The sequence below is a fragment of the Exiguobacterium sp. UBA7533 genome, from assembly GCF_002479335.1.
Taxonomy (GTDB): domain Bacteria; phylum Bacillota; class Bacilli; order Exiguobacteriales; family Exiguobacteriaceae; genus Exiguobacterium_A.
This window is the reverse complement of sequence record NZ_DLMP01000002.1, coordinates 25,310-50,046: the sequence shown is the minus strand read 5'-3', so window position 1 is coordinate 50,046 and position 24,737 is coordinate 25,310. Positions and strand designations below refer to the sequence as shown.

General features: G+C 47.4%; 25 protein-coding genes. 13 read left to right on the top strand and 12 right to left on the bottom strand.

The features are described from left to right. Positions 1 to 34: 34 nt before the first annotated feature. Entirely contained in the window at positions 35 to 640 is a 606-nt protein-coding gene (locus B2U10_RS04380) for a TetR/AcrR family transcriptional regulator (RefSeq protein ID WP_290748409.1), read from the bottom strand. A gap of 193 nt (positions 641 to 833) precedes the next feature. On the opposite strand from B2U10_RS04380, the gene B2U10_RS04375 reads away from it, so the two are divergent. The 4 genes from B2U10_RS04375 (at position 834) to B2U10_RS04360 (ending at position 4,557) form a co-directional block, all read left to right on the top strand. Continuing rightward, a complete protein-coding gene (locus B2U10_RS04375) occupies positions 834 to 1,490 on the top strand; it encodes an HlyD family secretion protein (RefSeq protein ID WP_035411497.1) in 657 nt (218 codons plus the stop codon). Positions 1,491 to 1,502: 12 nt separating this feature from the next. Continuing rightward, positions 1,503 to 3,194: a DHA2 family efflux MFS transporter permease subunit gene (locus B2U10_RS04370; protein WP_056064486.1), complete on the top strand. Its 1,692-nt coding sequence runs from the start codon at positions 1,503 to 1,505 to the stop codon at positions 3,192 to 3,194. Positions 3,195 to 3,324: 130 nt separating this feature from the next. After that, positions 3,325 to 3,876: a hypothetical protein gene (locus tag B2U10_RS04365; RefSeq protein ID WP_035411503.1), complete on the top strand. Its 552-nt coding sequence runs from the start codon at positions 3,325 to 3,327 to the stop codon at positions 3,874 to 3,876. 123 nt (positions 3,877 to 3,999) lie between these two features. After that, on the top strand, positions 4,000 to 4,557 hold the full coding sequence (locus B2U10_RS04360; RefSeq protein ID WP_290785893.1) for a nitroreductase family protein: 558 nt from the start codon (positions 4,000 to 4,002) through the stop codon (positions 4,555 to 4,557). A gap of 119 nt (positions 4,558 to 4,676) precedes the next feature. Here the strand turns inward: B2U10_RS04360 and B2U10_RS04355 are convergent, their stop codons facing one another. The 3 genes from B2U10_RS04355 to B2U10_RS04345 are packed head-to-tail and all read right to left on the bottom strand — an operon-like array spanning position 4,677 to position 7,646. Beyond that, positions 4,677 to 5,879 carry a CDP-glycerol glycerophosphotransferase family protein gene (locus tag B2U10_RS04355; protein WP_290785891.1) on the bottom strand — a complete coding sequence of 401 codons (1,203 nt, stop codon included), beginning with the start codon at positions 5,877 to 5,879 and terminating at the stop codon, positions 4,677 to 4,679. A gap of 31 nt (positions 5,880 to 5,910) precedes the next feature. Continuing rightward, positions 5,911 to 6,936, bottom strand: a complete 1,026-nt coding sequence (locus B2U10_RS04350) for a ribitol-5-phosphate dehydrogenase (protein ID WP_290748420.1) — start codon at positions 6,934 to 6,936, stop codon at positions 5,911 to 5,913. Then, positions 6,933 to 7,646, bottom strand: coding sequence for an IspD/TarI family cytidylyltransferase (locus tag B2U10_RS04345; protein WP_290785888.1), 714 nt, complete (start codon positions 7,644 to 7,646; stop codon positions 6,933 to 6,935). The genes B2U10_RS04350 and B2U10_RS04345 overlap by 4 nt, the downstream gene beginning before the upstream one ends. A 316-nt stretch (positions 7,647 to 7,962) precedes the next feature. On the opposite strand from B2U10_RS04345, the gene B2U10_RS04340 reads away from it, so the two are divergent. From B2U10_RS04340 to B2U10_RS04330, 3 genes are all read left to right on the top strand, one after another. Continuing rightward, complete coding sequence (locus B2U10_RS04340) at positions 7,963 to 9,708, top strand: CDP-glycerol glycerophosphotransferase family protein (RefSeq protein ID WP_290775531.1); 1,746 nt, start codon at positions 7,963 to 7,965, stop codon at positions 9,706 to 9,708. Then, positions 9,705 to 10,766 carry an acyltransferase family protein gene (locus tag B2U10_RS04335; RefSeq protein WP_290748427.1) on the top strand — a complete coding sequence of 354 codons (1,062 nt, stop codon included), beginning with the start codon at positions 9,705 to 9,707 and terminating at the stop codon, positions 10,764 to 10,766. The genes B2U10_RS04340 and B2U10_RS04335 overlap by 4 nt, the downstream gene beginning before the upstream one ends. Before the next feature lie 149 nt (positions 10,767 to 10,915). Beyond that, positions 10,916 to 12,112, top strand: a complete 1,197-nt coding sequence (locus B2U10_RS04330; protein ID WP_290785885.1) for an MFS transporter — start codon at positions 10,916 to 10,918, stop codon at positions 12,110 to 12,112. 79 nt (positions 12,113 to 12,191) lie between these two features. Here B2U10_RS04330 and B2U10_RS04325 read toward each other — a convergent pair whose 3' ends face one another. The 3 genes from B2U10_RS04325 to B2U10_RS04315 form a co-directional block, all read right to left on the bottom strand. Then, the gene (locus tag B2U10_RS04325; RefSeq protein ID WP_290785882.1) at positions 12,192 to 12,491 is read right to left on the bottom strand and encodes a hypothetical protein; all 300 of its coding nucleotides are present in this window, start codon (positions 12,489 to 12,491) and stop codon (positions 12,192 to 12,194) included. A 67-nt stretch (positions 12,492 to 12,558) separates the two neighbouring features. After that, a complete protein-coding gene (locus B2U10_RS04320; protein ID WP_075642788.1) occupies positions 12,559 to 13,011 on the bottom strand; it encodes a DUF4385 domain-containing protein in 453 nt (150 codons plus the stop codon). Positions 13,012 to 13,060: 49 nt separating this feature from the next. Further along, positions 13,061 to 13,690, bottom strand: coding sequence for a TetR/AcrR family transcriptional regulator (locus tag B2U10_RS04315; protein ID WP_290785879.1), 630 nt, complete (start codon positions 13,688 to 13,690; stop codon positions 13,061 to 13,063). A gap of 108 nt (positions 13,691 to 13,798) precedes the next feature. Between B2U10_RS04315 and kynU the strand changes: the two genes are divergently transcribed. The 4 genes from kynU to kynB are packed head-to-tail and all read left to right on the top strand — an operon-like array spanning position 13,799 to position 17,966. Then, positions 13,799 to 15,076: a kynureninase gene (gene kynU, locus B2U10_RS04310; RefSeq protein ID WP_290748439.1), complete on the top strand. Its 1,278-nt coding sequence runs from the start codon at positions 13,799 to 13,801 to the stop codon at positions 15,074 to 15,076. A gap of 10 nt (positions 15,077 to 15,086) precedes the next feature. Then, positions 15,087 to 16,466 carry an amino acid permease gene (locus tag B2U10_RS04305; RefSeq protein ID WP_035411537.1) on the top strand — a complete coding sequence of 460 codons (1,380 nt, stop codon included), beginning with the start codon at positions 15,087 to 15,089 and terminating at the stop codon, positions 16,464 to 16,466. A 23-nt stretch (positions 16,467 to 16,489) separates the two neighbouring features. After that, positions 16,490 to 17,329, top strand: a complete 840-nt coding sequence (gene kynA / locus B2U10_RS04300) for a tryptophan 2,3-dioxygenase (RefSeq protein WP_290775525.1) — start codon at positions 16,490 to 16,492, stop codon at positions 17,327 to 17,329. 13 nt (positions 17,330 to 17,342) lie between these two features. Continuing rightward, complete coding sequence (kynB, locus tag B2U10_RS04295; RefSeq protein ID WP_290785876.1) at positions 17,343 to 17,966, top strand: arylformamidase; 624 nt, start codon at positions 17,343 to 17,345, stop codon at positions 17,964 to 17,966. Between the two features lie 37 nt (positions 17,967 to 18,003). Here kynB and B2U10_RS04290 read toward each other — a convergent pair whose 3' ends face one another. From B2U10_RS04290 to cydD, 3 genes are all read right to left on the bottom strand, one after another. Then, complete coding sequence (locus tag B2U10_RS04290) at positions 18,004 to 18,642, bottom strand: cyclase (protein ID WP_290748447.1); 639 nt, start codon at positions 18,640 to 18,642, stop codon at positions 18,004 to 18,006. A 124-nt stretch (positions 18,643 to 18,766) separates the two neighbouring features. Continuing rightward, a complete protein-coding gene (gene cydC, locus B2U10_RS04285; RefSeq protein WP_290748450.1) occupies positions 18,767 to 20,476 on the bottom strand; it encodes a thiol reductant ABC exporter subunit CydC in 1,710 nt (569 codons plus the stop codon). Then, positions 20,473 to 22,203: a thiol reductant ABC exporter subunit CydD gene (gene cydD / locus B2U10_RS04280; RefSeq protein ID WP_056064522.1), complete on the bottom strand. Its 1,731-nt coding sequence runs from the start codon at positions 22,201 to 22,203 to the stop codon at positions 20,473 to 20,475. Before cydD ends, cydC begins: the two co-directional genes overlap by 4 nt. Before the next feature lie 208 nt (positions 22,204 to 22,411). Here cydD and B2U10_RS04275 point away from each other — a divergent pair, with 208 nt between their 5' ends. After that, positions 22,412 to 22,894, top strand: coding sequence for an Rrf2 family transcriptional regulator (locus B2U10_RS04275; RefSeq protein ID WP_035411554.1), 483 nt, complete (start codon positions 22,412 to 22,414; stop codon positions 22,892 to 22,894). A gap of 22 nt (positions 22,895 to 22,916) precedes the next feature. After that, the gene (locus tag B2U10_RS04270) at positions 22,917 to 23,285 is read left to right on the top strand and encodes a nuclear transport factor 2 family protein (RefSeq protein ID WP_035411560.1); all 369 of its coding nucleotides are present in this window, start codon (positions 22,917 to 22,919) and stop codon (positions 23,283 to 23,285) included. Between the two features lie 272 nt (positions 23,286 to 23,557). Here the strand turns inward: B2U10_RS04270 and B2U10_RS04265 are convergent, their stop codons facing one another. Next, positions 23,558 to 23,725 (bottom strand): hypothetical protein, encoded by a 168-nt coding sequence (locus B2U10_RS04265; RefSeq protein WP_155960196.1) that lies wholly within the window; start codon positions 23,723 to 23,725, stop codon positions 23,558 to 23,560. A gap of 83 nt (positions 23,726 to 23,808) precedes the next feature. Beyond that, a complete protein-coding gene (gene ypfJ, locus B2U10_RS04260) occupies positions 23,809 to 24,651 on the bottom strand; it encodes a KPN_02809 family neutral zinc metallopeptidase (protein ID WP_056064528.1) in 843 nt (280 codons plus the stop codon). Positions 24,652 to 24,737: the final 86 nt, after the last annotated feature.

Sequence of the window (24,737 nt, the reverse complement as noted above, 5' to 3'; positions counted from 1 at the left end):
ACACTTCCTAGCGGGAGTGTCTCTTTCTATGACCTTATTCCGTTTCTTTCGGAAAACCGATGCTTTCAACCGTTCCAAAGACGATCATCCGGCTCAATTGCTCCGCCATATATGCGGATGAATATGGCCGACCGTTTCGCAACCAGGAAATCAATAATCCTAACTGTCCACCAATGACATAGTTCAGTAACAAATCCCGATCGACGAAAGTCGCATCTTCTGCGACTTGGGATCGAAAGACGAGGCGATAATTTTCTTTCAACGTATCAAGAAAACGTGAGATGAACGTTTTGATAGGACCTTGAACGAGCATCGTCTGGTAAAACAATTCGTTTTCTTCAATGTGAATGAACAAACGAGCAAAATAACGACTGACCTGTTCGACTGTCGGAAATACGGTGCCTGTACCTGTAATCCGAATCGCTTGTTCGAGCGCCATCATCTGTTCCTCAACGATTTGGTCAAGCAAATCATATTTATCTGTGTAGTGCGCATAAAAGGTCGAGCGGTTCACACCCGCCCCATCCGTCAGCATCTTGACGGTGATGCTCGAAAAGCTGTTTGTCTTCAGTAAACGAAACAATTCCATCGTAATACGGTCACGTGACCGTTTTGGTCGTGGATCACGGCTCTCTTTCATGTGCATTTCACTCCTTTTCCATCATCTTTTTTAAAAATGAATCCGTTATCATTTATTTTTCCAACATTTTGTCGGAAATTGTTGGTTGTTTGTTATCTAACTATCCATATAATTAACTATATTAATTACTCCTCCCCCCAGAGGAGTACTTTTTTTGAATCGATTGTACACAAGAAAGGATGCTAACACACTCATGAGTATGAAAAAATTACTAATCATTAATGTCGTTACACTCATCGTTTTGATCGGTGGTGGGGTCGTCGGATACTACTATTACGATCAAGCAACAAGCTATGTCAAAACAGACAATGCGAAAATCGATGGCAAAATGATAACGATTGCTAGCCCAAGCGCTGGTAAATTAACGGACTGGTCTGCTAAAACAGGCGAATCGCTCGACAGCGGTGCAACACTTGGTCACATCATGACTGCGCAAGCTGGACAAAAACCAACAGATCTTTCTGTTTCGATGCCTGCGAAGGCAACGATCGTTCAGTCGATGGCGACAAAGAACGGCTTCGTCGCAGCCGGTACACCACTTGCCTATGGTTTTGACTTAAACGACCTTTGGGTCACAGCGAACATCGAAGAAACAGAAATCGATGAAATCAAAGTCGGACAAACCGTTGACGTATATGTCGACAGCTATCCTGACACGACACTTTCTGGTGAAGTGGAACAGATCGGAATGACGACAGCTTCGACGTTCTCGATGATGCCTTCTTCAAACGGAAATGCGAACTACACGAAAGTCGCACAAGTCATTCCAGTTAAAGTATCACTCTCGCAAGAAAAATCACTCGACATTCGACCTGGTATGAATGTGACCGTCCGCATTCATAAGGATTAAGGAGGGACGTTCATGTCTACTACCTTCTTGTTCGGATATAGTGCGTTCACGATTCTGATCATCATCGGCGTCAACTGGATCGCCCGCCGGAATCGTCAATCCGACATCGCACTGGCCACTGACGGACCGACACTTGAGGAGTCCCTCGAGACGGAACCGACGATGACCGTGACACCACCAGTCGCAGCACCTTCAAAACAAGTATCGACTGAAAACGTCAGTATTCCGAAAGTACTGACGGTCTTACTGATTGGTATGTTCATTGCTATTTTGAACCAAACGTTGATTAATGTCGCGTTACCGGTTCTAATCAATGACTTCAACGTGTCGACGTCCACTGCCCAGTGGTTGACGACAGGTTTCATGCTCGTCAACGGGATCTTGATTCCGATCAGTGCTTTTTTAATGCGCAGTTATACGTTCCGCCAGTTGTTCCTCGCTTCGATGACACTCTTTTTCTTCGGATCGGTCATCTGTTCGATGGCAATGAACTTCCCGGTCATGATGATTGGTCGTGTCGTTCAGGCAGCGGGGGCTGGTATCTTGATGCCACTCGGATCAAACGTCTTCATGACATTATTCCCACCGCATAAGCGCGGTGCTGCCATGGGAATGCTCGGAATCGCTATGATTCTCGCTCCTGCTGTCGGACCTACGATCACAGGATATGTCATCCAAAACTATGACTGGCACGTCATGTTTTATGCGATGTCGTTCTTTGGATTAGTGACATTGTTACTCGGTACGGCCTGGTTCCGCCTGACGCAGCCACTCTCGAAACCTTCTTTCGACGCACTGGGCGTCTTATTCAGTACGATCGGATTCGGGAGTCTCCTTTACGGATTCAGTGAAGCCGGGAATGACGGCTGGGATAGCCCGATCGTCATCAGCACGATCGTCATCGGCTTAATTGGAATCGCTGCTTTTGCAATGCGTGAGCTGTCGATGGAAGATCCGATGTTGAATATTCGTGTGTTAAAGGTTCCGGAATTTTCGTTCACCCTCTTCATCAATGTCATCGTCACGATGGCGTTGTTCGGTGGGATGTTGCTTTTACCGATTTACCTTCAAAGCATTCGCGGTTTTTCACCGGTCGATTCAGGTCTTCTCCTTTTGCCCGGATCACTGATCATGGGAATCACCGGACCGATTGCCGGTCGTTTATTTGACCGCTTCGGTATTCGACCGCTCGCTATCTTCGGTTTGACGTTGATGACGTACGGGACATGGGAATTGACGCAATTAAACATGGATACGTCGTATTATTCCATCATGGGCATCTACATGCTTCGGTCATTCGGTATGGCATTCATCATGATGCCGATCATGACTGCCGGTATGAACGCTTTACCGATGAAGATGATCCCGCACGGAAACGCAACCCAAAACACACTTCGTCAAGTCGCCGGCTCCATCGGAACGGCAATTCTCGTCACCGTCATGACCCGTCAAACGACGGCTCACTTGGCAGACGATGCGAATCAGTTCACGACGCTCGACCCGACGCTTTCGCAACATTTAAACGATCTTGGACAACAGCTGGGTAGCTCACAAGCTGCTTCAACGAGTTGGTTTACGATGCTGACAAAACAAGCAACGATCCAAGGGATCACTGACGCGTTCTGGATTGCGACCGTTTTATCTGCGCTCGCATTGATTCTGTCCTTCTTCTTGCACGGAAAAAAAGAACCAAATCTGGATTGATTCATGAAGGACCAGTTGATGTCATATCAGCTGGTCTTTTGCTATACTTCGTGAAAAGTTCTTCTTTGCACTTCTCTCTTAAAATCGATACACTAGGGACAATGAGTTTCATATCTAAAGGAGATGCTTTATGGTTGCCTTTCTGCAATTTTATGCGTTCATCTTTGCTTGTTGTTTTGCTTGGCAAGTCGGTCGACCATCGCCTTGGTCGCAAAAGATTTTTCGCGCCTTTTTAACAAGTGTCAACGGGCTCTTCGTCTTTGCACGTGCCTCGATTTCAATCTTTTTGTTAGTTGGACCACTATTACTCGTCACATATCTTGTTTTTCCACGATTAATCACTTTTGAAAATGGTTTAGCGATGGTGATCAGTGTGCTCGTCATCGGTCTGGTCGATCGTCTCGTCAGTCTCGTCGTCCTACCACTCATGCGTTCCTTTTTCCTAAAACGTCAACGCGTCATGCCACAATCGGTGGAAATGGTGCTCTATACGATGGCAATGGCTGTCTTGCTCTTCATTCAGCTTCATGCTGTTCCTGGCGTTCAGATTCATGTAGCATTAACGCTTTTCCTGGGATTCACGATTTATTTCGCCCATTATTTATTTGCGTTGTACCGGATTCGTCTCATGAAAAAGAAACTAACGACTGTTGCTCAAGAAGAGGAACGAAAAGCCTCTTAATACAAATTCAACGAAAGATGATTTCCTCTTGGAAATCGTCTTTTTGTTTTCTGACAAATAACATTGACAATGATAATCGTTATCATTTATAGTGAAAAAGTACTCAGTGAGGAGATGAAACGGATGCATGTTCAACAAGTGATTGAAACACGCCGGTCCATCCGGTCCTATACGGCACAACCAGTTCCGGTCGAATTAGTAGAGGCATTACTCGAAACGGCGATGTATGCCCCGAACCATAAGCTACGAGAACCTTGGCGTTTTGTTCTCGCAATCGAAGAGGGACAAACTCGGTACGTCGATGCTTTGATGGAGTTACTGACAGCGCGTGGTCAATTCGAGACAAAAACGTCTGAACAACGTCAACAGGCTGAACAAAAATTACGGGAAGTCCCGGTTTACTTAACAGTACTTTGTCAGGTACTAGGGACACCGGATCAACAGCTAGAAGATACACTCGCAACAGCTGCCATGATTCAAAATCTACAGTTGGTGGCGACAGAGCGCGGCCTTGGTTGCTGCTGGAAGAGCGGAAAACATTGGTTTACACCAGAATATGCTTCAATCGTTCACGCTTCAGAAAATGAACGGGTTCTCGGCGTCATTCAAATCGGCTGGCCAGCCCTCGTTCCACCTGTCAAACCGAGAACGTCCCTGAAGGACAAGTTGACGCACTTTTAAGAGGTGCGCATTCTGCGAGCTACCCCTGCTCGCGCCAATCAAGCCCCAATTCAAAATAAAAACGTTCCGATGACGTCTCTCTCCCCAAATGGAGACGCAATCGGAACGTTTTTTTGTGTTCACACCAGCGTTTTCGTATAGACAGGTGCTTCCGGAATCGTGTCATATAACAAATGATCGACAATTCGTTTGGTTGCTTCCCCGTCCTGATACGTAAAGAACTGATTCGCGAACGTCTCGATCTTCTGCGTATCGAATTGCCCGCGTTTAATCCAAGCGATGACGTCTTCGAACGTCGAGACAATCGGTCCCGGTACGAAGGATTCATACGGGAAATAGAAATCGCGTTCTGCTTTGTACGACTGCAGATCGTTAACAAGGAAAATCATTGGCTTCTGCAACAAGGCAAACTCGAAGATGACAGATGAATAATCCGTGATCAGAATATCCGCAATCTGCATCAGATCATTGATATCCGGATAGTCTGTCATGTTAATGATTTGATCCGAATACGCGTCCGGTACGATTGGTGGATTAAGAACAAACGGATGCATGCGAAGCAAGAGGACTGTATCCGGTCCAAGCTCACGACGAAACTTCTCAAAATCGAGCTCTTGATCGTAATGTGCCGTTGTTTGTCCATTTCCTCGGAACGTCGGCGCGAGTAAGATGATTCGTTTCTTGCGCCATTCTGGATATCGGTCATACAACTTTTCTCGCACACGGGCTTGGCGTGCTGTGTTCAGTAGTTGATCCGTCCGTGGAACCCCTAATGGGTAGATCCGTTCCTGCGTCATTCCGAAAGCATCCGCATATGGTGCGATACATGCTTCACCGGAAACATAGACCTTGCTATAGTTCCGGTGAATCTGGACCATCTTCAAATAATCATCATCCGGCGAATAGGATTTATCAAGCACACTATAGCCGAACTTTTTAAAGGCTCCACAAGCATGCCATAGCTGAATGACTTCTGTTCCTTTCCGTAAGGACGAGACATATACAGGATAATAATAATCATCGATGATGAAATAACGGGCAGTCGCTAATTCATACGTCGCTCGCATCATGTGGAAGACGTATTGAATTTGTCCCACCAACGATTGAGGAAATCGTTTCAACAAAAAAACGTATTCATATCCTAAATCGCGTCGCTCTAGTTCATCGTAGACGGCACGAAAGTTATCGACGAGACGATCGGAACGATAGGTCGCAAAAACGACTTTCTTTGATTGGATCGGCAGTCGCTTCGTCAACCAATATGTCATAGCAAGCAAATAGTGGACCGTCCGTCGTTGCAATAACCGAATTTTTTGTTTCATAGACGATTCTCCTCTTTTTCAGCGCATATCATCACATGCACCATTCCATGACCGTCTTTCCGAAGCGATTCGTTAAATCGTTTTCAAACGCTTTATGAATATCTTCGATTTGTCGGATTTGGAATACGCCCGAAACCAGATTCGATAGATAGGCTGGAATGTCCGGATGAGTTTGATACAATTCCATCGTCCGTGCGAAATCAGCCGGTGTACTTCGACTTGATCCGTAGACACGCAGTCCTTTTTCAAGAATCATCCGCGTGTTGATCGCGACGGCATCTTCTGACACACCGAGCAAAGCCATCGTGCCTTCTGGAATAATGTAATCGATCATCTGATTGATCGCATATTGGCTACCGATTCCACCGACGCATTCAAAACCGTGGTTGAAGGAGACATCAGCTGGAATCTGGTCGATGTGATATGTCTCGTCCGCAAACGAGAAGTAGTCGAGCTTCGACTGGGTTTTACCGAAGACGAATAGTTTTGCTTCCGGATATAATTTACGCAACAAAAGTGCCGTAATGAAACCAAGATTTCCATCTCCCCAGACACCGAACGTCTCACGGCGCGGGTGCGCAATCTTTTCAAAGCGAGTCAAGGCATGGACCGATACACTGACAAGTTCAGTGAATGCCGCGACCTCAGGATCAAGATCGACCGGTACCTCAACAAGGCGATCCGCTTTCAAGAACACATAGTCTTGCATATAGCCGTCATATCCACTCGAACGAAAACGACTCGTGCGCAGATAGTTTTCACCGATGATATCATCATCTTCCGTCGGTGTATTCGGTACCATCGCGACGAGTGTTCCCTTCTTGAATGTACCGCTTGGATCATGGACGACTTTTCCGATTCCCTCATGAATCATCGCCATCGGTAATTTTTTCGCCAATACTTCCGCACTACGACTACCTGTGAAATAGCGTTGATCGGCGTGACAAATCGATAAATATGTTGGACGTACGACGACACGATCGGTATTCAAAGACCGCTCATCATACGTCACTTCGATCTGACGCGGGGCGACGAGTTGATAGACTTGATTAATCATTGATGAATCCGCTCCTTCAAGATAGCATTTGCGATCCGTAGGTCATATGGTGTCGTCACTTTAATGTTGAACAGTTCTCCTGTGACGAGCGCCACATCTTCTCCTTTCAGAAGAAGAATCTTACACGCATCCGTCAAAATCGCCCGTTCTTCCGTTGAAAGCGACCCATAATGCGATTTTAACTTCGTGATTTGGAAGCTTTGTGGCGTTTGTCCTTGGTACATTTGATCCCGTACTGGAATATCCGTGATCGTTTTGCCGTTCGTTGACGCGACGATCGTATCAATTGCAGAAATGACCGTATCACATGAACCGAATTCTTGCGCCGCTTCAATGTTTTCCTTGATGATGCGGTGCGTCAGGAACGGACGGACGGCGTCGTGTGTGACGATGATGTCTTCTTCAGATAGACCGTTTTTCTCTTCAATCCAGTTCACCGCTGCCATGATTGATTCATTTCGATCTTGTCCACCCGGTGTAATGACAAGACGGTCATCTTTTCCGATGTATTTTTCCAAAATATCGCGTGTATAGTTAATCCAAGCAGTCGGTGTGACGATGATGATGCGGTCAAAATCTTCATGTAACAAAAATTTTTCTACTGTATGGACGATGATCGGACGTTCTCCGATCGATAAGAATTGTTTCGGGCGATCGACATTCCCCATTCGTGTTCCTTTTCCTCCAGCTAAAATGGCTGCATAAATCATCTTCTGACGCAGTGTCTCGTTACCTATTCCGCACGAGACGACCTGCTTCCCTCCCTTATGAAATAATCGTATGTCGGTTTTCTCTCCCTATCGTTCAGGGTATCTGTAATGATCCAGTCTGTATTAAACTGTTATTTTACAAAAACACAAAAAAATAAAGAAATCCCTATTAATTTTAATGTCTCACGATATAATGAGTGGTGATTTCTAGTTTCACTATACTATGTTCAACTGCATTTTAAAATTTTATCGTTATTGTGTAAATGTAATGTAATTATTCGAGCGAGGAGAGATGGTTTTGACAGAAGAGACACTTATGCCTACTTTACATGCCGAGGTCACCTACTTGGAATTAGCCGGAACGACGTTTCGTTTCGAAGCACGTTTAAGCGGATTGACTGATTTTTTGCACGCCGAACAAACATTATTTGAAAATTCTATATTGCATCAAACTGATTCCGAGGAACCGGTCGACGACTATATTCAGTCTGAACCTGTTGAAGTATCGGTACCACTCGAACGTGCCATCGTTTTTCGGAACAAACGAAATAAACGGACGTTCATCTGCCGATTTCCATTTGAAGGAGACTGGACGGAAGAGTCCTTTACAGGCGAATTAAATTTGAACCACATTACACCAACGGGTCGTCCGTTGCCGATGGGTTATTTTGATGCTTTTTTCGCCATCGTGCAAGGAAAGACGATCTTACATGAAGCGCCTTTTGGTGATACACGTTCACTCATTCCTATCGCTTACCGCGTTGATACGAAACATAGTAACGCGTTGATCTTACTTGAGTACGAACTTGTCGTGCAGTATTCACAATACAGCAACTCTTTAGGTTTCCATTCCCTGAAAAAAGGCGAATCGAAACGTTTAGTTCAAGTCATCGATCGGTATAAGAAATGGAAGAAAAACATGAAAAAGCGGGCGTTCAAGTTCCGCCGTTTTACGTTCAAGGCGATTTATAACGTCACGAAATGGACCCAACCGATCCAAGAGAATAAAGTCATCCTCGCTTCCGACTCACGAAGCGATATTAGTGGTAACTTCGCCTATATCTTGGATGAAGTCGAGCGGCGCAATCTCAATCTCGACGTGAAGACGTTCTTCAAACCGAATCTCCAGTCTCGCCGTGATTGGCGTGATAAGTTTGCGCTGCCGTATCACTTAGCGACAGCAAAGACGATTCTTGTCGATGATTTCTATCCGATGATCTATCCGTTGAATATTCGTAAAGGTAGTGACCTCGTTCAAGTCTGGCATGCCGTTGGCGCCTTCAAGACGTTCGGTTACAGTCGCCTCGGAAAACCAGGTGGTCCAAGTGCGAACTCGCTCAGTCACCGGAACTACACGAAAGCGATCGTTAGCTCTCATAATGTCGCCCGTCATTACGCAGAAGGTTTTGGTTTACGGGAAGACCAAGTTATCGCGACCGGTATTCCTCGGACGGATATGTTCTTCGATCAACCGTTCATCGAGGAAGCGAAAGCACGTATTTATGAGGAATATCCAATCTTCAAACAAAAGAAAGTCATCATGTTTGCTCCGACATTCCGAGGAAATGGTGCGAAGAGTGCCTATTATGATTTTGATCAGCTGGATCTCGATGCGTTGTATGAAGCACTTCATGAGGAGTATGTCTTTGTCCTAAAACTCCACCCGTTCATCCGTCGTCGGATGGAGATTCCTGAAGTCTATGCCGACTTCTTCCTTGATTTGACGGATCATCGTGAAATCAATGAATTGCTGTTCGTCTCAGACATTTTAATCACGGATTACTCATCGACGTGTTTCGAGTTCTCTCTATTGAATCGACCTATGTTGTTCTTCGCGTACGATCTTGAAGACTATATCTCGAAACGCGATTTTTACTATGATTTCGAGGAATTCGTACCTGGTCCGATCGTCAAGACATCAGAAGAGTTGATTGAGCGAATTAAAAATCAAGACTTCGAAATGCACAACGTCAAAGCATTCGCGGAGTACTTCTTCGAGCATCAGGACGGGAAATCGAGTGCCCGGTTCGTCGATCAAATTCTGCTTGGTGAAAAAAAATGACCACTGCTATCAAACCAGTGACCGCTCCTATGTACGATCATTGGCTTGGAAACTATAAAGTGCTACTCATTTTCACGGTTGTCTTTGGTCACTTGATCGAGACGTTCCGTGACTTACCAGGAAATGATGTCGTCAAGATGGCATATAACGTCATTTACCTGTTGCATATGCCAGCCTTCATCTTCATGAGTGGCTATTTCTTCAAACAAGCGCGACCACAACGAATCATCGCGTTCGTCGTTCTCTATTTTCTCTGGCAGTCGATTCACGAAATTTATTTATCTTACACGCAGGATGACTCCTTACGGGAAATGCTCGATGGATTACTTCATCCACTCGTTCCGAACTGGACGCTTTGGTATTTGCTCGGCATTATCATTTGGCAGACCGTCACACCGGCTTTTCTAGCGATGCGTTTTCCGCTGATCGTCAGTGTCTTATTCGCCTTATTGATCAACGCCAATCCAGATTCGATCACGAACTTCCTATCATTACAAAAAGTCGTCAGCTTTTATCCGTTCTTCTTGATGGGGTATCTCGTCAAGGAGCGTGGCTGGTTAACTGATACCGGCTGGCGAAAACAGATGACAGCACCGATCGGACGGTTGACCGGACTGATCATCTCACTCTTGATTGCCGTCTTCATGATTCTCTGGACAAAAAATGGGTTTGACACGGTCTGGCTCTTTTACCGCGATACGTATGGTGAATTCGAAGTCCCGCTTCTCAAGGGAGTGGCAATCCAACTGTTTCTTTACGCCATCAGCACTATCATGATCTTCTCCGTTCTCCTGCTCGTACCGCATCGGTCGTTCGGTGAACGGTTCGACCAGATCGGAATTCAGACGCTCGCGATCTATTTGATCCACTCGTTCATCGTTCGTTTGTTCCGAGATTCGGTTCCACCAGCCATTACAGAGTCACCACTGTTATTGATTGGACTTTCTTTCTTGCTCGCTACCGGATTCGTCTGGTTGCTGTCGAGTCGACCCATCGTGACGATTTTCCGACCGTTGCTGTCACCGAACGTCAAATGGTTATTCAAAAAAGAGCAATAAGTTTGAATTGGCTCTATCCTTCTTGAAGGATAGAGTCTTTTTCAAATCATCGACTCGTCTACGTTGACAGACGCTTTAGCTTGAATCTAAGATAATGAAGGTGAAACAAATAACCGCTTACAAAAAGCGGGTCGAAAGAAGGGGTCCCCTTGCACGCGGATCAACGAAAAAAATTAACGGTTCTCATGATCAATATGTTTATTGCGGTCGGGAGCTTCGGGATCATCATTCCGATTCTACCCGCTTACTTAGCGTCGATTGGACAAGGTGGAACGGCGGCTGGATTAATGATTGCCATCTTTGCCGGAGCACAGCTCGTCATGTCACCGATTGCTGGTAAATGGGCAGATCAATATGGTCGTCGTAAGATGATCATCTATGGATTGATCGGCTTGACGCTCTCGATGTTTGTCTTCTATTTCTCAAACTCTGTCACGGTTCTCTACATCTCGCGCGCAATCGGTGGTGCCGGTGCCGCACTCCTGATTCCAGCGATTTTTGCTTACGTTGCGGACATCACGACGATGGATCAACGTGCAAAAGGAAACAGCTATGTCTCAGCTGCGATGTCACTCGGGATCGTCATCGGTCCAGGAATCGGTGGATTCCTTGCCGAGTATGACTTAAAATTGCCGTTGCTCATCTCAGCGATCGTCTCGGGTGCAGCTGTCTTATTCAGCGTCCTGTTACTTCAAGAAAGCGAACAACACGATGCAACAGCGATGGCACCAGATGAAGGGTCGATGCTTAAGAAACTGGGGACATCGTTTAAAAAACCGTACTTCGTACCGCTCGTCATTACACTCGTCATGAGCTTTGGTCTCATGGCATACGAATCGGTACTAGGTCTGTTCGTTGATGATCAATTCGGTGCTTCACCGAAGGACATCGCGATCATGGTGACGTCAACTGGAATCATCAGCGTCATTGCTCAAATCTTCATCGTCGATAAGTTATCCCGTAATTTAGGCGAAGGAACGGTCCTGAACCTGTTCCTGTTCATCGCAGCACTCGGCTTCCTGTTGTCATTATTGACATCAAGTTACGGTGGATTCTTTGCGATTACCCTCGTCATCTTCCTTGCGACATCGATTTTACGCCCCGTCTTGAATACGATGATTTCAAAGCTCGCTGGTAATGAGCAAGGCTTTGCTATGGGAATGAACAATGCCTATATGAGCATCGGGAACGTGCTCGGACCGACGCTTGCCGGTGTACTGTATGACGTCAACATTTTCTATCCATTCGCACTTGGTCTGATCTTCCTCGTCGTGACGTTCATCGGATCATTCATCTGGCAAAAACGTCAAGCACGATTAATTGCCAAGGTCGAACAGAGTTCTTAAATGAATCAAAAATAGCCTCGATCGCTCTATCCTATTGGACAGAGTAATCGAGGCTATTTCATTTATCCCTATTCGTTCGTCATACGAATTGTTCCTCCGTTACTGACATGAGCAGTTTTGCAGCGATTTCTGTTAACAAGAAGACGAAGACGACTCCTGTAAAATCCAGCGTCAACCATGGCATCAGACCACAGCCGATCAAAAACGTCCCAATCATTAATGGACGATATGACGAAAAGGATGGTCGCTTCGGACGGATACTTAAAAGGATGCTCACAATACCAAGCATGATAAGCCATATCAATGAAATATCATAGAAAAAGTGATCGACCAGTAAAAATAGACCGATTGGATACAGCGGAATCCACCAACGGTTCATCCTCATGCCTCCCGTTTTCTTTTCAGTATCGCATGGTTTGAATGGATTCCCTTTATTTTGAAATGACTTATCCGTACTGCTTTTGATGCGCACGTTTGAGTTCAAGGTATTCTTCGTCCGCCCGAATCAAATCCCATTTTTCTTGGAAGATGGCCGCGGATTTTGCTTTTTCTTCGTCGATTTCGCGTGTGTGTAATTCTTTGGTCTCTTTATCTTTATATTTGCGCCCACCCTTGTAGTTCGCGTAACGTCGCGCGCGCGTATGCCCCATCTGAATGAACTTCCGCGCCATATCCATGCCGACGAAGTCCCCGTCTTCTTTATAAGCTAAATACATCTCATAAATTTTCTCAGAGGATTCCTTCGCGATGTCCGGCGTCTTAAAACGCCAATGTGGCAAAATCTCACTTTTATAGGGTTCGACGAGCAAGACTCCTTGCTCCCCGCGTCCAACCCGGTATTTTTCCGGCTCCTTGCGAAAATCCGTCGTCTTGAAATCGAGATCGTAATCAAATGGCATCCCGGTCACGCTCCCTTCTACTTTGAAACGTTCCCTTCCTGTCCGTTCATCAATCCTCGATCCGGTAGAGTCCTTGCGTATAAATCGTCGCTAAGACGTGTGCGATCTCTTCAATCGTCGCTGTTGCTTCTTCACGGACGACTTCGAATAAATACATCTCGTTCGCGAAGAACCAGCCACGGGCAACGAGCTTCGGATCGACATCTTGTCGCGCGAGTCCTGTCTCCTGAGCATATCGAATGTCCTGACTGATCCGATCAATGAAGCGTTCTCGAATCGCTTTCCATTTCGCACGGACGATGTAAGAGACGCCGATTGCTTGCTCAACGATCCGTAGCATCGCTCGTTCTTCTTCCGCGAGACGTAAGAAATCCGTAGCTTGCGTCACGATACGTTCCTTTGCCTCTAGCGACGTCGTCGGTTCAAATGTTCGTTCCGCAATCGCATGGAAGCGACTCATGACATCTTCCATCAGGACGACGAGCAACTCATCTTTCCCTTCAAAATGCACGTAGGCTGTTCCGTAGCCGACGCCAGCTTGTTTGATCACTTGTGAAATCGTTGACGTTTGAAACCCTTGTTCTAAGAAGACGTCACGTGCCGCACTCAACAGTTTTTCGCGTGTCCGCACTGTGCGCAGATGTCGTTTATCGATTTTTTCTGGTTGAGAAGATGACATGTCCTTCACTCCTTTTGTTTTCTCTATTCGATAATATTGACACAATGTCAATTTGTTTGCTACGCTTTTGTCAAAATTGATTGAGTATTCATTTGAGGAGGATGACGTATGACATTACAAGCAAAACGGACGGATGCCGTTGCTCGGGACGAGCAAGATGCACTCGCCGCCTATCGTGATGAGTTTTATCTGCAACCGGGTAGTATCTATATGGACGGAAACTCGCTCGGTTTATTATCGAAGCGTGCCGAGAAGACGTTGCTCGAGTCGCTATCAGACTGGAAAGAACTCGGAATCGACGGCTGGATGAAAGGACGTCATCCTTGGTTCGAATTATCAGAACGTCTCGCTGCCCTCAACGCTCCGCTTGTCGGCGCACAAGCGGAAGAAGTCATGGTCACCGGTTCGACGACCGTCAATCTACATCAACTCGTCGCGACATTCTTCCAACCAACAGAAGGACGAGATAAGATTTTAGCGGATGCGCTGACGTTCCCGTCGGACATCTATGCTTTACAAAGTCAGCTTCGTTTACGCGGACTGGATCCGGAGACACATCTCGTCCAAGTACCAAGTCATGATGGTCGCTTTTTAGAGGAGGACGATATCATTGCCGCGATGACAGACGATATCGCTTTGATTGTCTTGCCTGCCGTGCTGTACCGAAGCGGACAGATTCTTGATATGGAGCGTTTAACGAAAGCGGCACACGACCGCGGTATCTTGATTGGTTTTGATGGCTGTCACTCCGTCGGAGCCGTTCCGCACGCTTTCCATGACTGGGGCGTCGACTTTGCTTACTGGTGTAATTACAAGCACTTGAACGGCGGTCCTGGAACAGTCGGTGGATTATTCGTCCACGAACGTCATTTCGGAACGTTGCCTGGGCTGACGGGCTGGTTCGGTTCGCGCAAGGACAAGCAGTTTGACATGGATCACACGATGACACCGGCCGAGCACGCAGGTGCCTTCCAGATTGGAACACCACACGTCTTAAGTCTCGCCCCACAAATCGGTGCGTTAGAGATGTTTGACGAAGTCGGTATTGAAGCCGTCCGAACGAAGTCACTCGCCCTGACGCAGTACATGATGGACCTTGTCGAGCAGGAACTCATACCGTACGGTTTCGTCATCGGAAATCCAATTGACGATAAACGCCGTGGGGCGCATCTCAGCCTCGAGCACCCGGAAGCGGCGCGGATCTGTAAAGCACTCAAGGAAAATCGGATCATCCCCGATTTCCGGGCACCGAACATCGTCCGTCTAGCACCCGTCGCGCTCTACAACACGTTTACCGATGTCTATGACGTCGTCGCGACACTTAAACGAATCATGGAAGATAAAGAATACGAACGTTTCGCGAATGAACGCGAAGTCGTTGCTTAAGGAGTACACCATGGAACAACCTACTGAACTACGGCGTGAACTCAAGACACGCCAACTCACGATGATTGCAATGGGCTGCGCGATCGGTACCGGTCTCTTCCTCGGAAGTGGGCTTGCAATCGGTCTTGCTGGACCGAGCGTTTTGATCAGTTACGCAGTCGGCGCCTTCATCGTCCTACTTTTAATGGGCTGTCTGGCTGAAATGACGGTCGCCCATCCGACATCTGGCTCGTTCGGTACGATTGCCGAACGATACATTAGTCCGTACGCGGGTTTTCTCGTCCGCTATTCGTACTGGATCGCAAACGTTCTCGCAATCGGCGTTGAAGTTAGTGCGATCGCCATCTATATGAAATACTGGTTCCCGGACGTTCCCGGGGTCGTCTGGATTCTCGTATTCGCTGCCGCGTTGATTTACATCAATGCTACGACAGTCAATACGTTCGCAACCTTTGAGTACTGGTTCTCGGTCATTAAGATTAGTGCCATCTTACTGTTCATCCTGCTTGGTGCTTACTTGGTCATCGGTAGTCCGAGCCCTGAGATTGGTCCACAAAACTTCACGAATGATGGTGGCTTCATGCCATTCGGCTTCTCGGGTCTCTGGATTGCGATCTTCATCTCCCTGTTCAGTTTCCTCGGAACGGAATTGATTGCTGTCACTGCCGGTGAAGCAAAGGACCCGGACGTTGCCGTACCGAAAGCATTAAAAGCGACGGTTTTCCGTCTCTCGACGTTTTATGTCGTCACGATTGCTTTAATGTTGATGATTGTCCCGTGGCAACAAGCAGGCGGCGTCGATCAAAGTCCGTTCGTCAAAGTAATGGAGATGCTATCGATTCCATATGCAGGCGGTATCATGAACTTCATCATCCTGACGGCAGCGCTCTCCGCGATGAACAGTCAGCTGTATGCTTCGACACGGATGATGTATTCATTATCCAAGGCAACATATGCGCCAAAAGTATTTGGTCGTTTAAATCGAAAAGGTGTACCGCTCTTCGCACTCGCCTTATCAACACTCGGCATTTTTCTCGCTGCGATCATCAGCAGTCAGTCGAGCGTCTCTTATCCGTTCATGATGGGGATTTCGATGTTCGGGGCGATCTTCACATGGTTCATGATTTTCATCTCCCACCTCTACTTCCGTAAAGCCTGGGAACGTGAAGGTGGACGGACGTTACCGGTTCGGATGATGGGCTATCCGTATCTGACGGCCCTCGGTGCATTGTTGTTATTCGCACTCGTCCTGACGACATGGTTCACAGATTTCCAAATCGTCTTGAAGTTTGGTATACCGTGGTTAGTGTTCTTATCTATCGCCTATTTCTTCTGGAAACGGGCGCATCCAGAACAACTGAAGACCGCTGAAAAACGAAAACTGAATTAACTCGATAAAGGGGATGAATGGGAATGACAAAGACAGATCCTACGTCTATTGAAGCATCGATTCAAACGGATTTTAAGAAAGATATGTCCTATGGGGATTATTTGCAACTGGATCCATTGCTTACGAGTCAACATCGCTTATCGGGGCATCATGACGAGATGCTGTTCATCATCATTCATCAAACGAGCGAGCTATGGATGAAGCTGATCCTGCATGAGATGCGTGCAGCGACGCAAGCCGTTGCAAACGATGATCTCGAATCATCGTTTAAGATGCTCGCACGGATTTCAAAGATTCAGCACCAGTTGATCCAGTCGTGGAATGTCTTGTCGACCTTGACCCCTGCCGAATATCTGGAATTCCGTGACGCACTTGGTCACTCATCCGGTTTCCAATCGTATCAAAACCGGCAAATCGAATTCGCGCTCGGTTTCAAGAATGAGCAGATGCTAAAAGTTTATGCACATGATGAAACACTCTATCCGATGATGCTCGAAGACTTGAAGACACCAAGCATCTACGATGAAACGATCCGGGCGATGGCGCGCCATGGGCTACCGATCGACGCGTCCGTCCTTGAGCGTGATGTCACGGAAGACTGGACACCAAATACAAGTGTCGAGGCCGCTTGGGCAAGCGTCTATCGTGATGTCGAGCGGTACTGGGATCTGTATGAACTCGGTGAAAAACTACTGGATATCGGGAGCCAGCAACAGATGTGGCGCTTTAACCATATGAGTACCGTCGAACGGATCATCGGACAAAAACCAGGAACGGGCGGTTCGTCTGGTGTCAGTTATCTACGGCGTGTGCTCGACCACCGGTTCTTCCCGGAACTGTGGTCGGTCCGCACGACATTATGAGGAGGATGAAACGATGAAACGATGGATTGATGTTTCACAACCACTTGATCGTCACGTCACGACGTGGCCGGGGGATACACCGTTTGAAGCCACATTGACATGGAATAAGGCAGAGACCGGTTCCGTTAACGTCGGCAAAGTTACGATGAGTCTGCATACCGGTACCCATGTCGACGCGCCGTTTCATTTTGATGATGCTGGACAAAAAATCATCGACCTGGATCCAGACCTCTATATCGGACATGCACGTGTCATTTACTTACCAGGGCGTACAGAAATCACAGCCGCTGATTTAGATGGCTTTGAGCTAAATGACGTCCAGCGCTTGATCATCAAAACGGATGGTTGGATCGACAAATCGACTTTCCCAGAGACGATTCCTGTGTTGACACCAAGTCTTGCTGAACGTCTCGGAGAACTCGGGATTTCGCTGATTGGTCTTGACTTACCAAGCGTCGATGCGATTGATAGCAAGGAAATGGCAGCCCATCACGCACTGGCACAGCATGGAATCCATATCCTCGAAGGACTCGTCCTCGATGCGATCACGCCTGGTGATTACCACTTGAATGCCGTCCCGCTCCCGCTCGTCGACGGCGATGGTAGTCCCGTTCGCGCCTTACTTCGTCCATACTAAAAAATCCGTCCAGCAGCCTCTCTGCTGGACGGATTTTTTACTGATGTAGTGGTTCGAATAAACTGGCTTCGATCTGACGAATGACATGTCCGAGAACTGCAAGTGACGAATCGACCTCAAATCCTTGGTCTAGTGAATGATTCGCTCCTTCGATAACATCGATCATTAATTGTGATGTCCGACACGTTTCAAGTGCTGCCTCATCATAAAACTTATCGGCCGTGCCAATGACGATCAGTCCAGCTTGCGTCGATGTGGCGATTTGTTCAACCACTTCATTTAGGACGGGTGTTAAGAAAACGAAGCGCGCTGTCTGTAGACTCGGCTTAGCAAGTAACGCGGCAAGCGGAATCGTGCCTAACGATTTTGCGATAAACTGAACGTTTTCGTATGGATGCTTTGCCAGCACTTCCGAGACGACAGCGTCAACCCGGCGCGTCATGCAGGCATTTGATTCAGCGTCTGACATTGAAAATAGATCTTCTGTCACATAGTGAATGCAGATGACATCGATGCCTCGCGCGAGTAATGCCATTCGACTGTAGTAAAAGTATGGATGGTCGTATACGTACGATGCTCCCGAAATCAAGAAGCAGACCTGTTTGGATCCCATTTGAAAATGATCATATGAAACGGTCGTCTGATCGACGACGATGGATGATTGTTTGATATCCATGAAACCCCTCCACGTTTTTTCTAGACTTTACCATTTCAGAGGTGGACTGTCATGTCTTTTCAGTTCTTCCAAGCTAAATAAAAAAGGCAATGAACCTTACTTGATTCATTGCCTTTCATACTTTTTATCCAATCGGAGCAAACACCGACTGCTCGACTTGTTTTAACTCATAAAACGCCCCTTGTCGTGTCATCAATTCGGCATACGTTCCGACTTCGATGACGTGACCCTGATCCATGACGATGATTTGATCCATCGCTTCAAGACCTGCTAAGCGGTGGCTGACGAGGACAAGTGTCGCATCCGTTGCTCGCGCAAACAGTCGCTTGAGAATCATCTGTTCCGTCAAAGCATCAACGGATGACGTCGGTTCGTCAAGCAAGTAAAGCGATGCTTCTCGCAAGAGCACGCGGGCAATCGCTAGCCGCTGTTTTTCTCCTCCGGATAAGTTCTCTCCTTTTTCAAACACACGATCACTCAACTCGAATGTCGTTAATCCGACATCATCGAGTGCTTGTCGCATCGCTTCGTCCGTCGTTGCTTCGTTTGCGAGAAGTAGATTATCACGAAGTGTTCCATAAAAGTAGTGATTTTGTTGCAGGACGACATTCGCGTGCTGCCAGAGTCCTTCCGGATCAACCGTCTGACTGTCCTGTCCAGCAATCGTTAATCCGTCCGTCGGATACATCCGTAACATCAATTGAAGTAACGTTGATTTCCCGGAACCACTCGCTCCGACGATCGCCGTCTTCTTACCAGCCGGAATCGAGACAGTGACGTCACGTAAGACTGGACGGGGTGCATCAGGAAACGTAAACGTCAGCGCATTCGTTTCAAAGGATGGTGCCTGATCGAGGACGAACGGAGCGTACGTCGGCTCCTCTTGCTCAGTCACGACTTCATCGAGTCGTTTCGCAGCATGGCGGCTATCTTCAAAAAAGCCGGGTAAGATCGCCATCGGTGCCGCATTTTCAAAGACGGTCAGCGATGTCATGACGAGTAAAGCGAGGAAAACTCCCTCGAGTTGTCCGCTTGCGACGAGATAGGCACCCACACCGAGGACAAGCCAAGAGATGATCAACGTCACCATCGTATTTAAGGCCAGGTTCGAGACAGCGTGTAAACCATTACGTTTCTCTTCCTCGACATACCGTTTCGCGACGGCATTCAAGTCCTGTTCCTTTTGATCGAGCTGTTGGTAAATCTTCAAATCACGATAGCCTTGGAATAACTCTGTCACTTCTGTCGACAAGTCACCACGTCGAACACGGACTGAACGGGCGAAGCGTTGTTCACGATACGCGAACCATCCCGGAATCAAGAAACCGGTCAGAATTAAACCAAGCAACAGAATCCCGGCAATCGTCCATGAGAAGAAACTGACGAAAAAAATCGTACAGAAGAAAACGAGCAGTAACACGATCGGTGGATAGAGGACACGTAAGAACGTATTTTGTAGACTCTCGACATCCCCGACGATCCGCGCAAGTAAGTCACCACTGCGGTACTTACCGAAAATCCCTGGCGCAAGCGGCTCGAGACGACGGTAAAATGACGTTCGGATGTCACTAAGGATCGTAAACGTCGCCCGGTGCGAATAGTAACGTTCCGCATACCGACTGACGGCGCGCGTCAGACTCGACACTTTTTGCAGGGCGATCAAGACGGCGAGTGTCTGGATCGGTGGTAACAAGGCTGCCTTTGAAATCAGGTAACCACTTGCTGCGAATAAACCGACCGCTGTCACACCGGCGAGGACACCGAAGAAGATCGACCAGGCGATATCGCGTTTTTGATGCACCATCAACCGAAAGACTCCTAATAATTCCTTCATCGTGTTTCCTCCCCTCTCTGGACGCTACGCATCCGCGCATATTCCGAATCGCGACCAAGCAATTCATCATGGGTGCCACGATCGACGATTCGTCCGCCGTCGAGAACGACGATTTGATCCGATCGTTCAATCGTATGCAAACGGTGCGCGACAGTGATGACCGTTGCCGATTGTCCGAGTTGCTCAATCGCTTGTTGGAGCAGTCGCTCCGTTTTGACATCAAGTCCAGTCGTCGGTTCATCAAAGACGACGACGTTCGGGCGTTTCAAGAACGCTCGTGCTAACGCAACACGCTGTTTTTCGCCACCCGATAGACCGCGTCCACCTTCTCCGATCACCGTGTCGATCCCTTCAGGCAACGTCGCAATCAACTCCTCGAGCCCTGCCGCCTGCGCCGCTTCGAAAATCTCTTCCGGCGTCGCTTGACGAAGCTCACCAATCGCGATGTTTTCTGCCAGTGTTCCGGCATACAGATACGGATGTTGAGAAATGTAGCTCAACTGACGAAACCAGCTTGTTTCCTCCACCTGACCGCGCTCGGTTCCGTCGAGTAGAATCCGTCCTTCTTGTGGATCCGCGAGTCCGGCAATCAACTGCAAGACGGTCGATTTACCGGCCCCACTGCGACCGATTAACGCTACCTTTTGATACGGCTCAATCGTAAGCCCGATATCTTGCAAGGCAAAACGTCCTTCTTGGTACGTAAAGCCGACTTCATCCAAGACGATTTGTGGTGGACGATTCATCGTGAGTTCCGATTGACCGAATGCAACAGGACGATCGTCTGCCGTCAATTCGGCTGCGATTTGTTTCGCTGCTGCCACACTACCGCGTCCCGTGTGGAAAGCAGCCCCCATCTCTTTTAAGGCAAGATAGTATTCTGGTGCCAACACGAGCATCAAGAACGCTGGGATAAAGGTGATGCTTTGAAACAGAATCAAACGCAGACTAACTTCAAGTGCAATCATTCCCATGCTGAGCATCGAGATGAACTCAAGCATCAATGACGACAAGAAGGCGAGCTTCAAGACCGTTAATGTCGCATCTCGGAAATCGAGACTGCTTTTTTCGATGACGTCACGCTGTCGTTTCGCGCGACCGAATAACTTCAACGTCGTCAGTCCTTGTAACGTATCGAGGAACGTTCCTGAGAATGCCGTCATCTTCTCGAGTTGAGCATCGGCCCGCTTTTGCGTCATGATGCCGATGATGATGTAAAACAACGGAATGAACGGCGCCGTGATCATCATGACAAGACCCGTGATCCAGTCATAGCTGAATGCCGCAATCAAGACCATCAAGGGAACGATCGTCGTCTGGACGACTTTCGGCAAATATTGACTATAGTAGCTGTCCATCTCGTCTACTGCATCGAGCAAGACACTGACCTTCTGTCCCGCTTGCCCTTGTAGCATCATCTCGACTGAGCGACTCGTATATTTCGCAACGAGTGCTTCCCGAAGCGCCTGCTTCATGTGTGCCGATAACGTCGTACCAAGACGACCGTTCCAATACGTCACGGCGACTCGGAGCAACAACATACCGAGAACGGTGAGTAGTAACGGAATGACAGCTTCAAACGGTTGTTCTTTTAGGAAAATGCGATCGACCGTCAACACGATGCCGTATGACTGACCGACGACCGCGACCCCCATTAAGAAAGCCGCAATGATGAATTGAATGAGAATACTACGTGGAATCTGGACGATTCCTTTTAATGGATTCATATACAAACGTCCTTTCACAAAGTGTGAACGACTTTTAGTGAATATTTTCACATATCGTACATTTAGTATACCGAATCCGGAACGGGGATGCCATGCAGATGCTGTCGAAAAGGTGTGACGGTTTTGTGAGAGCATATCATTCGACAATTTTTCATCATCGAACTATTATGGATATACATTATCCACGTTTAACGAAAGGAGTCTTTCTATGCAAATGAAAACAGGAGTCGAGCAATCCGTTTATGCGATGTTGCTCTTAACCTTCCTGCCGGAGCGCGCCGTTTTGTCCGGTGAGTTCATTAGTCAGCAACTCGGTGCTTCACCGACCTATTTCCAAAAGCTCTTACGAAAACTCGTTCAGGCGGATCTGTTGTATTCCGTACCTGGTGTCAAAGGGGGCTTTCGCTTGCGACGTCCGGCAGAAGAAATTCAAATCTTCGATGTCTATCAAGCCATTGAGGGCAAACAGACATTGTACGCGTCAAGTGGTGTCTTTGAAGATTTGATGGGGATTCAGGAACAGGAGATCGGTCTGCTCTCGAATCTGATGACAGAGGCAGAAGATGCTTGGCAATCGACGTTGAAGCGCGAATCAATCGGCTCGATCCGTCAAGCAATCGATACCTCCTGTCCACCGGAACATTTAGAACGGTTGCATGCGTTAATCACAGACCGGATGATGACACTTTAATGAACAGAAAGAGGTTTTTACTATGGTATTGAATCGTTATTTCGACTTATTCGACGCGTCACGCACGGACGCACAAGCGTTCGAGGATCTCGTTTCCTTGTTTACGACAGACATCACGTTCGTTCTGAACGGACAACCAAAGCACGGCATCGACGCCTGGAAACAATTCGTCCGTCATGTGTTCACGGCGAATCAGGATATTAAGCACATGTACGCCGGCTGGGAAGAAACAACACCAGGAACGTATGAAACACGCTGGGCAGTTTGCGGAAAACGGGCAGACGGTAGCGTCTTCACGCAAGACGGAAAAGATATCGCACGTCTTAATGAAAACGGACGGATCACTTACCTGGAGAACGTTCCAGATGATCCGACGATGTTCCGTTCATAAGATTGCTTTTAAATAGCGAAAGAGGCTGACTCAAAAAAGAATGACGCGTCTTTTCACGTCCTTTCCTCAGGCGAGACACAAGCCAGTTTTCCTGCTTCATTCAAGCAGGAAAGCGGGTCTTATTTGTCTCTGGCAGCGCATAATGCGCTTTTTCCTGTAGGAGTGACGTGTGACGTGTCATTCTTTTTTTTACGAAATAAGGGTGGCAGATCATCATTCTGCCACCCTTATCTTTGTAGAGGACGACATGTGAGTCAGCCCCTTTTTGGTATTTAACGTTTCAGTACAAGCCGTTTCAATAAATAGCCCGTGATGACGAGTAACGACGCAATCGCAATATAGACCATGTAGACCAACAAGTTTGGCGCAAATCGTGACACGATGTACGTCAATACGACGACAGCCGTATACAGCAACAAAAATAGACTGATGTGCTTCAACTTCGACACTCCCCTTTGAATCCTTATCTCTTCTTTACGGAAACGACTGGAAAATGTTTCAAAAGGTATGTCTTTACTTCGTTTTATAGATTCTTCGCTTTGAATGTGTCTCCACCTTCGATCGTGCCGTTATCAAAGCCTTTTTGGAACCAACGCTCTCGTTGCGCCGATGTGCCGTGAGTGAAACTTTCCGGTACGACATATCCTTGTCCTTTCTCTTGTAACGTATCGTCCCCAACAGCATTGGCTGCTGTCAACGCTTCTTCAAGATCGCCTTCTTCGAGCAAGTTTTCTCCTTGCGCGTGATGCGCCCATACGCCGGCATAATAATCTGCCTGTAGCTCGAATCGAACGAGGTATTTATTGAACTTCTCCTCACTCATTTGCTTTCGAAGTGGCATGATCTCATCCGATTTTCCAAGTAACGTCTGGACATGATGCCCTACTTCATGCGCAATGACATACGCCATCGCAAAATCGCCCGGTGCTCCGTATTTCGTCTGCAGTTCATCATAAAAGCTTAAATCAATGTATAATTTCTGATCACCGGGACAGTAAAAGGGACCGACGGACTTCCCTGCTTGTCCGCAAGCCGAACTAACTTGATCCGTATATAAGACGAGTGTCGGTTTTTTATAGGTCTTACCATCTTCTTTAAATTCTTTCGTCCAGACTCGTTCCGTATCGGCCAAGACGACGGAGACGAAGTCCGCTGCTTCTTTTTCCTGCGCTGTTTCCTCATACGTCGTATTTTGCTGATCCCCACCGGTTAAGTCTCCGAGTAGTTCAGTTGGATTACCGCCCATCAAAGTGATGACGATCAGCAGGATGATCCCGACACCACCGCCGATACCGGCGATTCCTTTCCCACCCATTCCCCGCCGGTCCTCGACGTTCGAACTCCGTTCTCTTCCCTTCCATTTCATGCGCTTTCCTCCTACCCATTTCGTTATTGTTCTTTACCCAAAAGCTTTTATACGTAACGCTTCAGGACTTCATGGATGAAACAGAA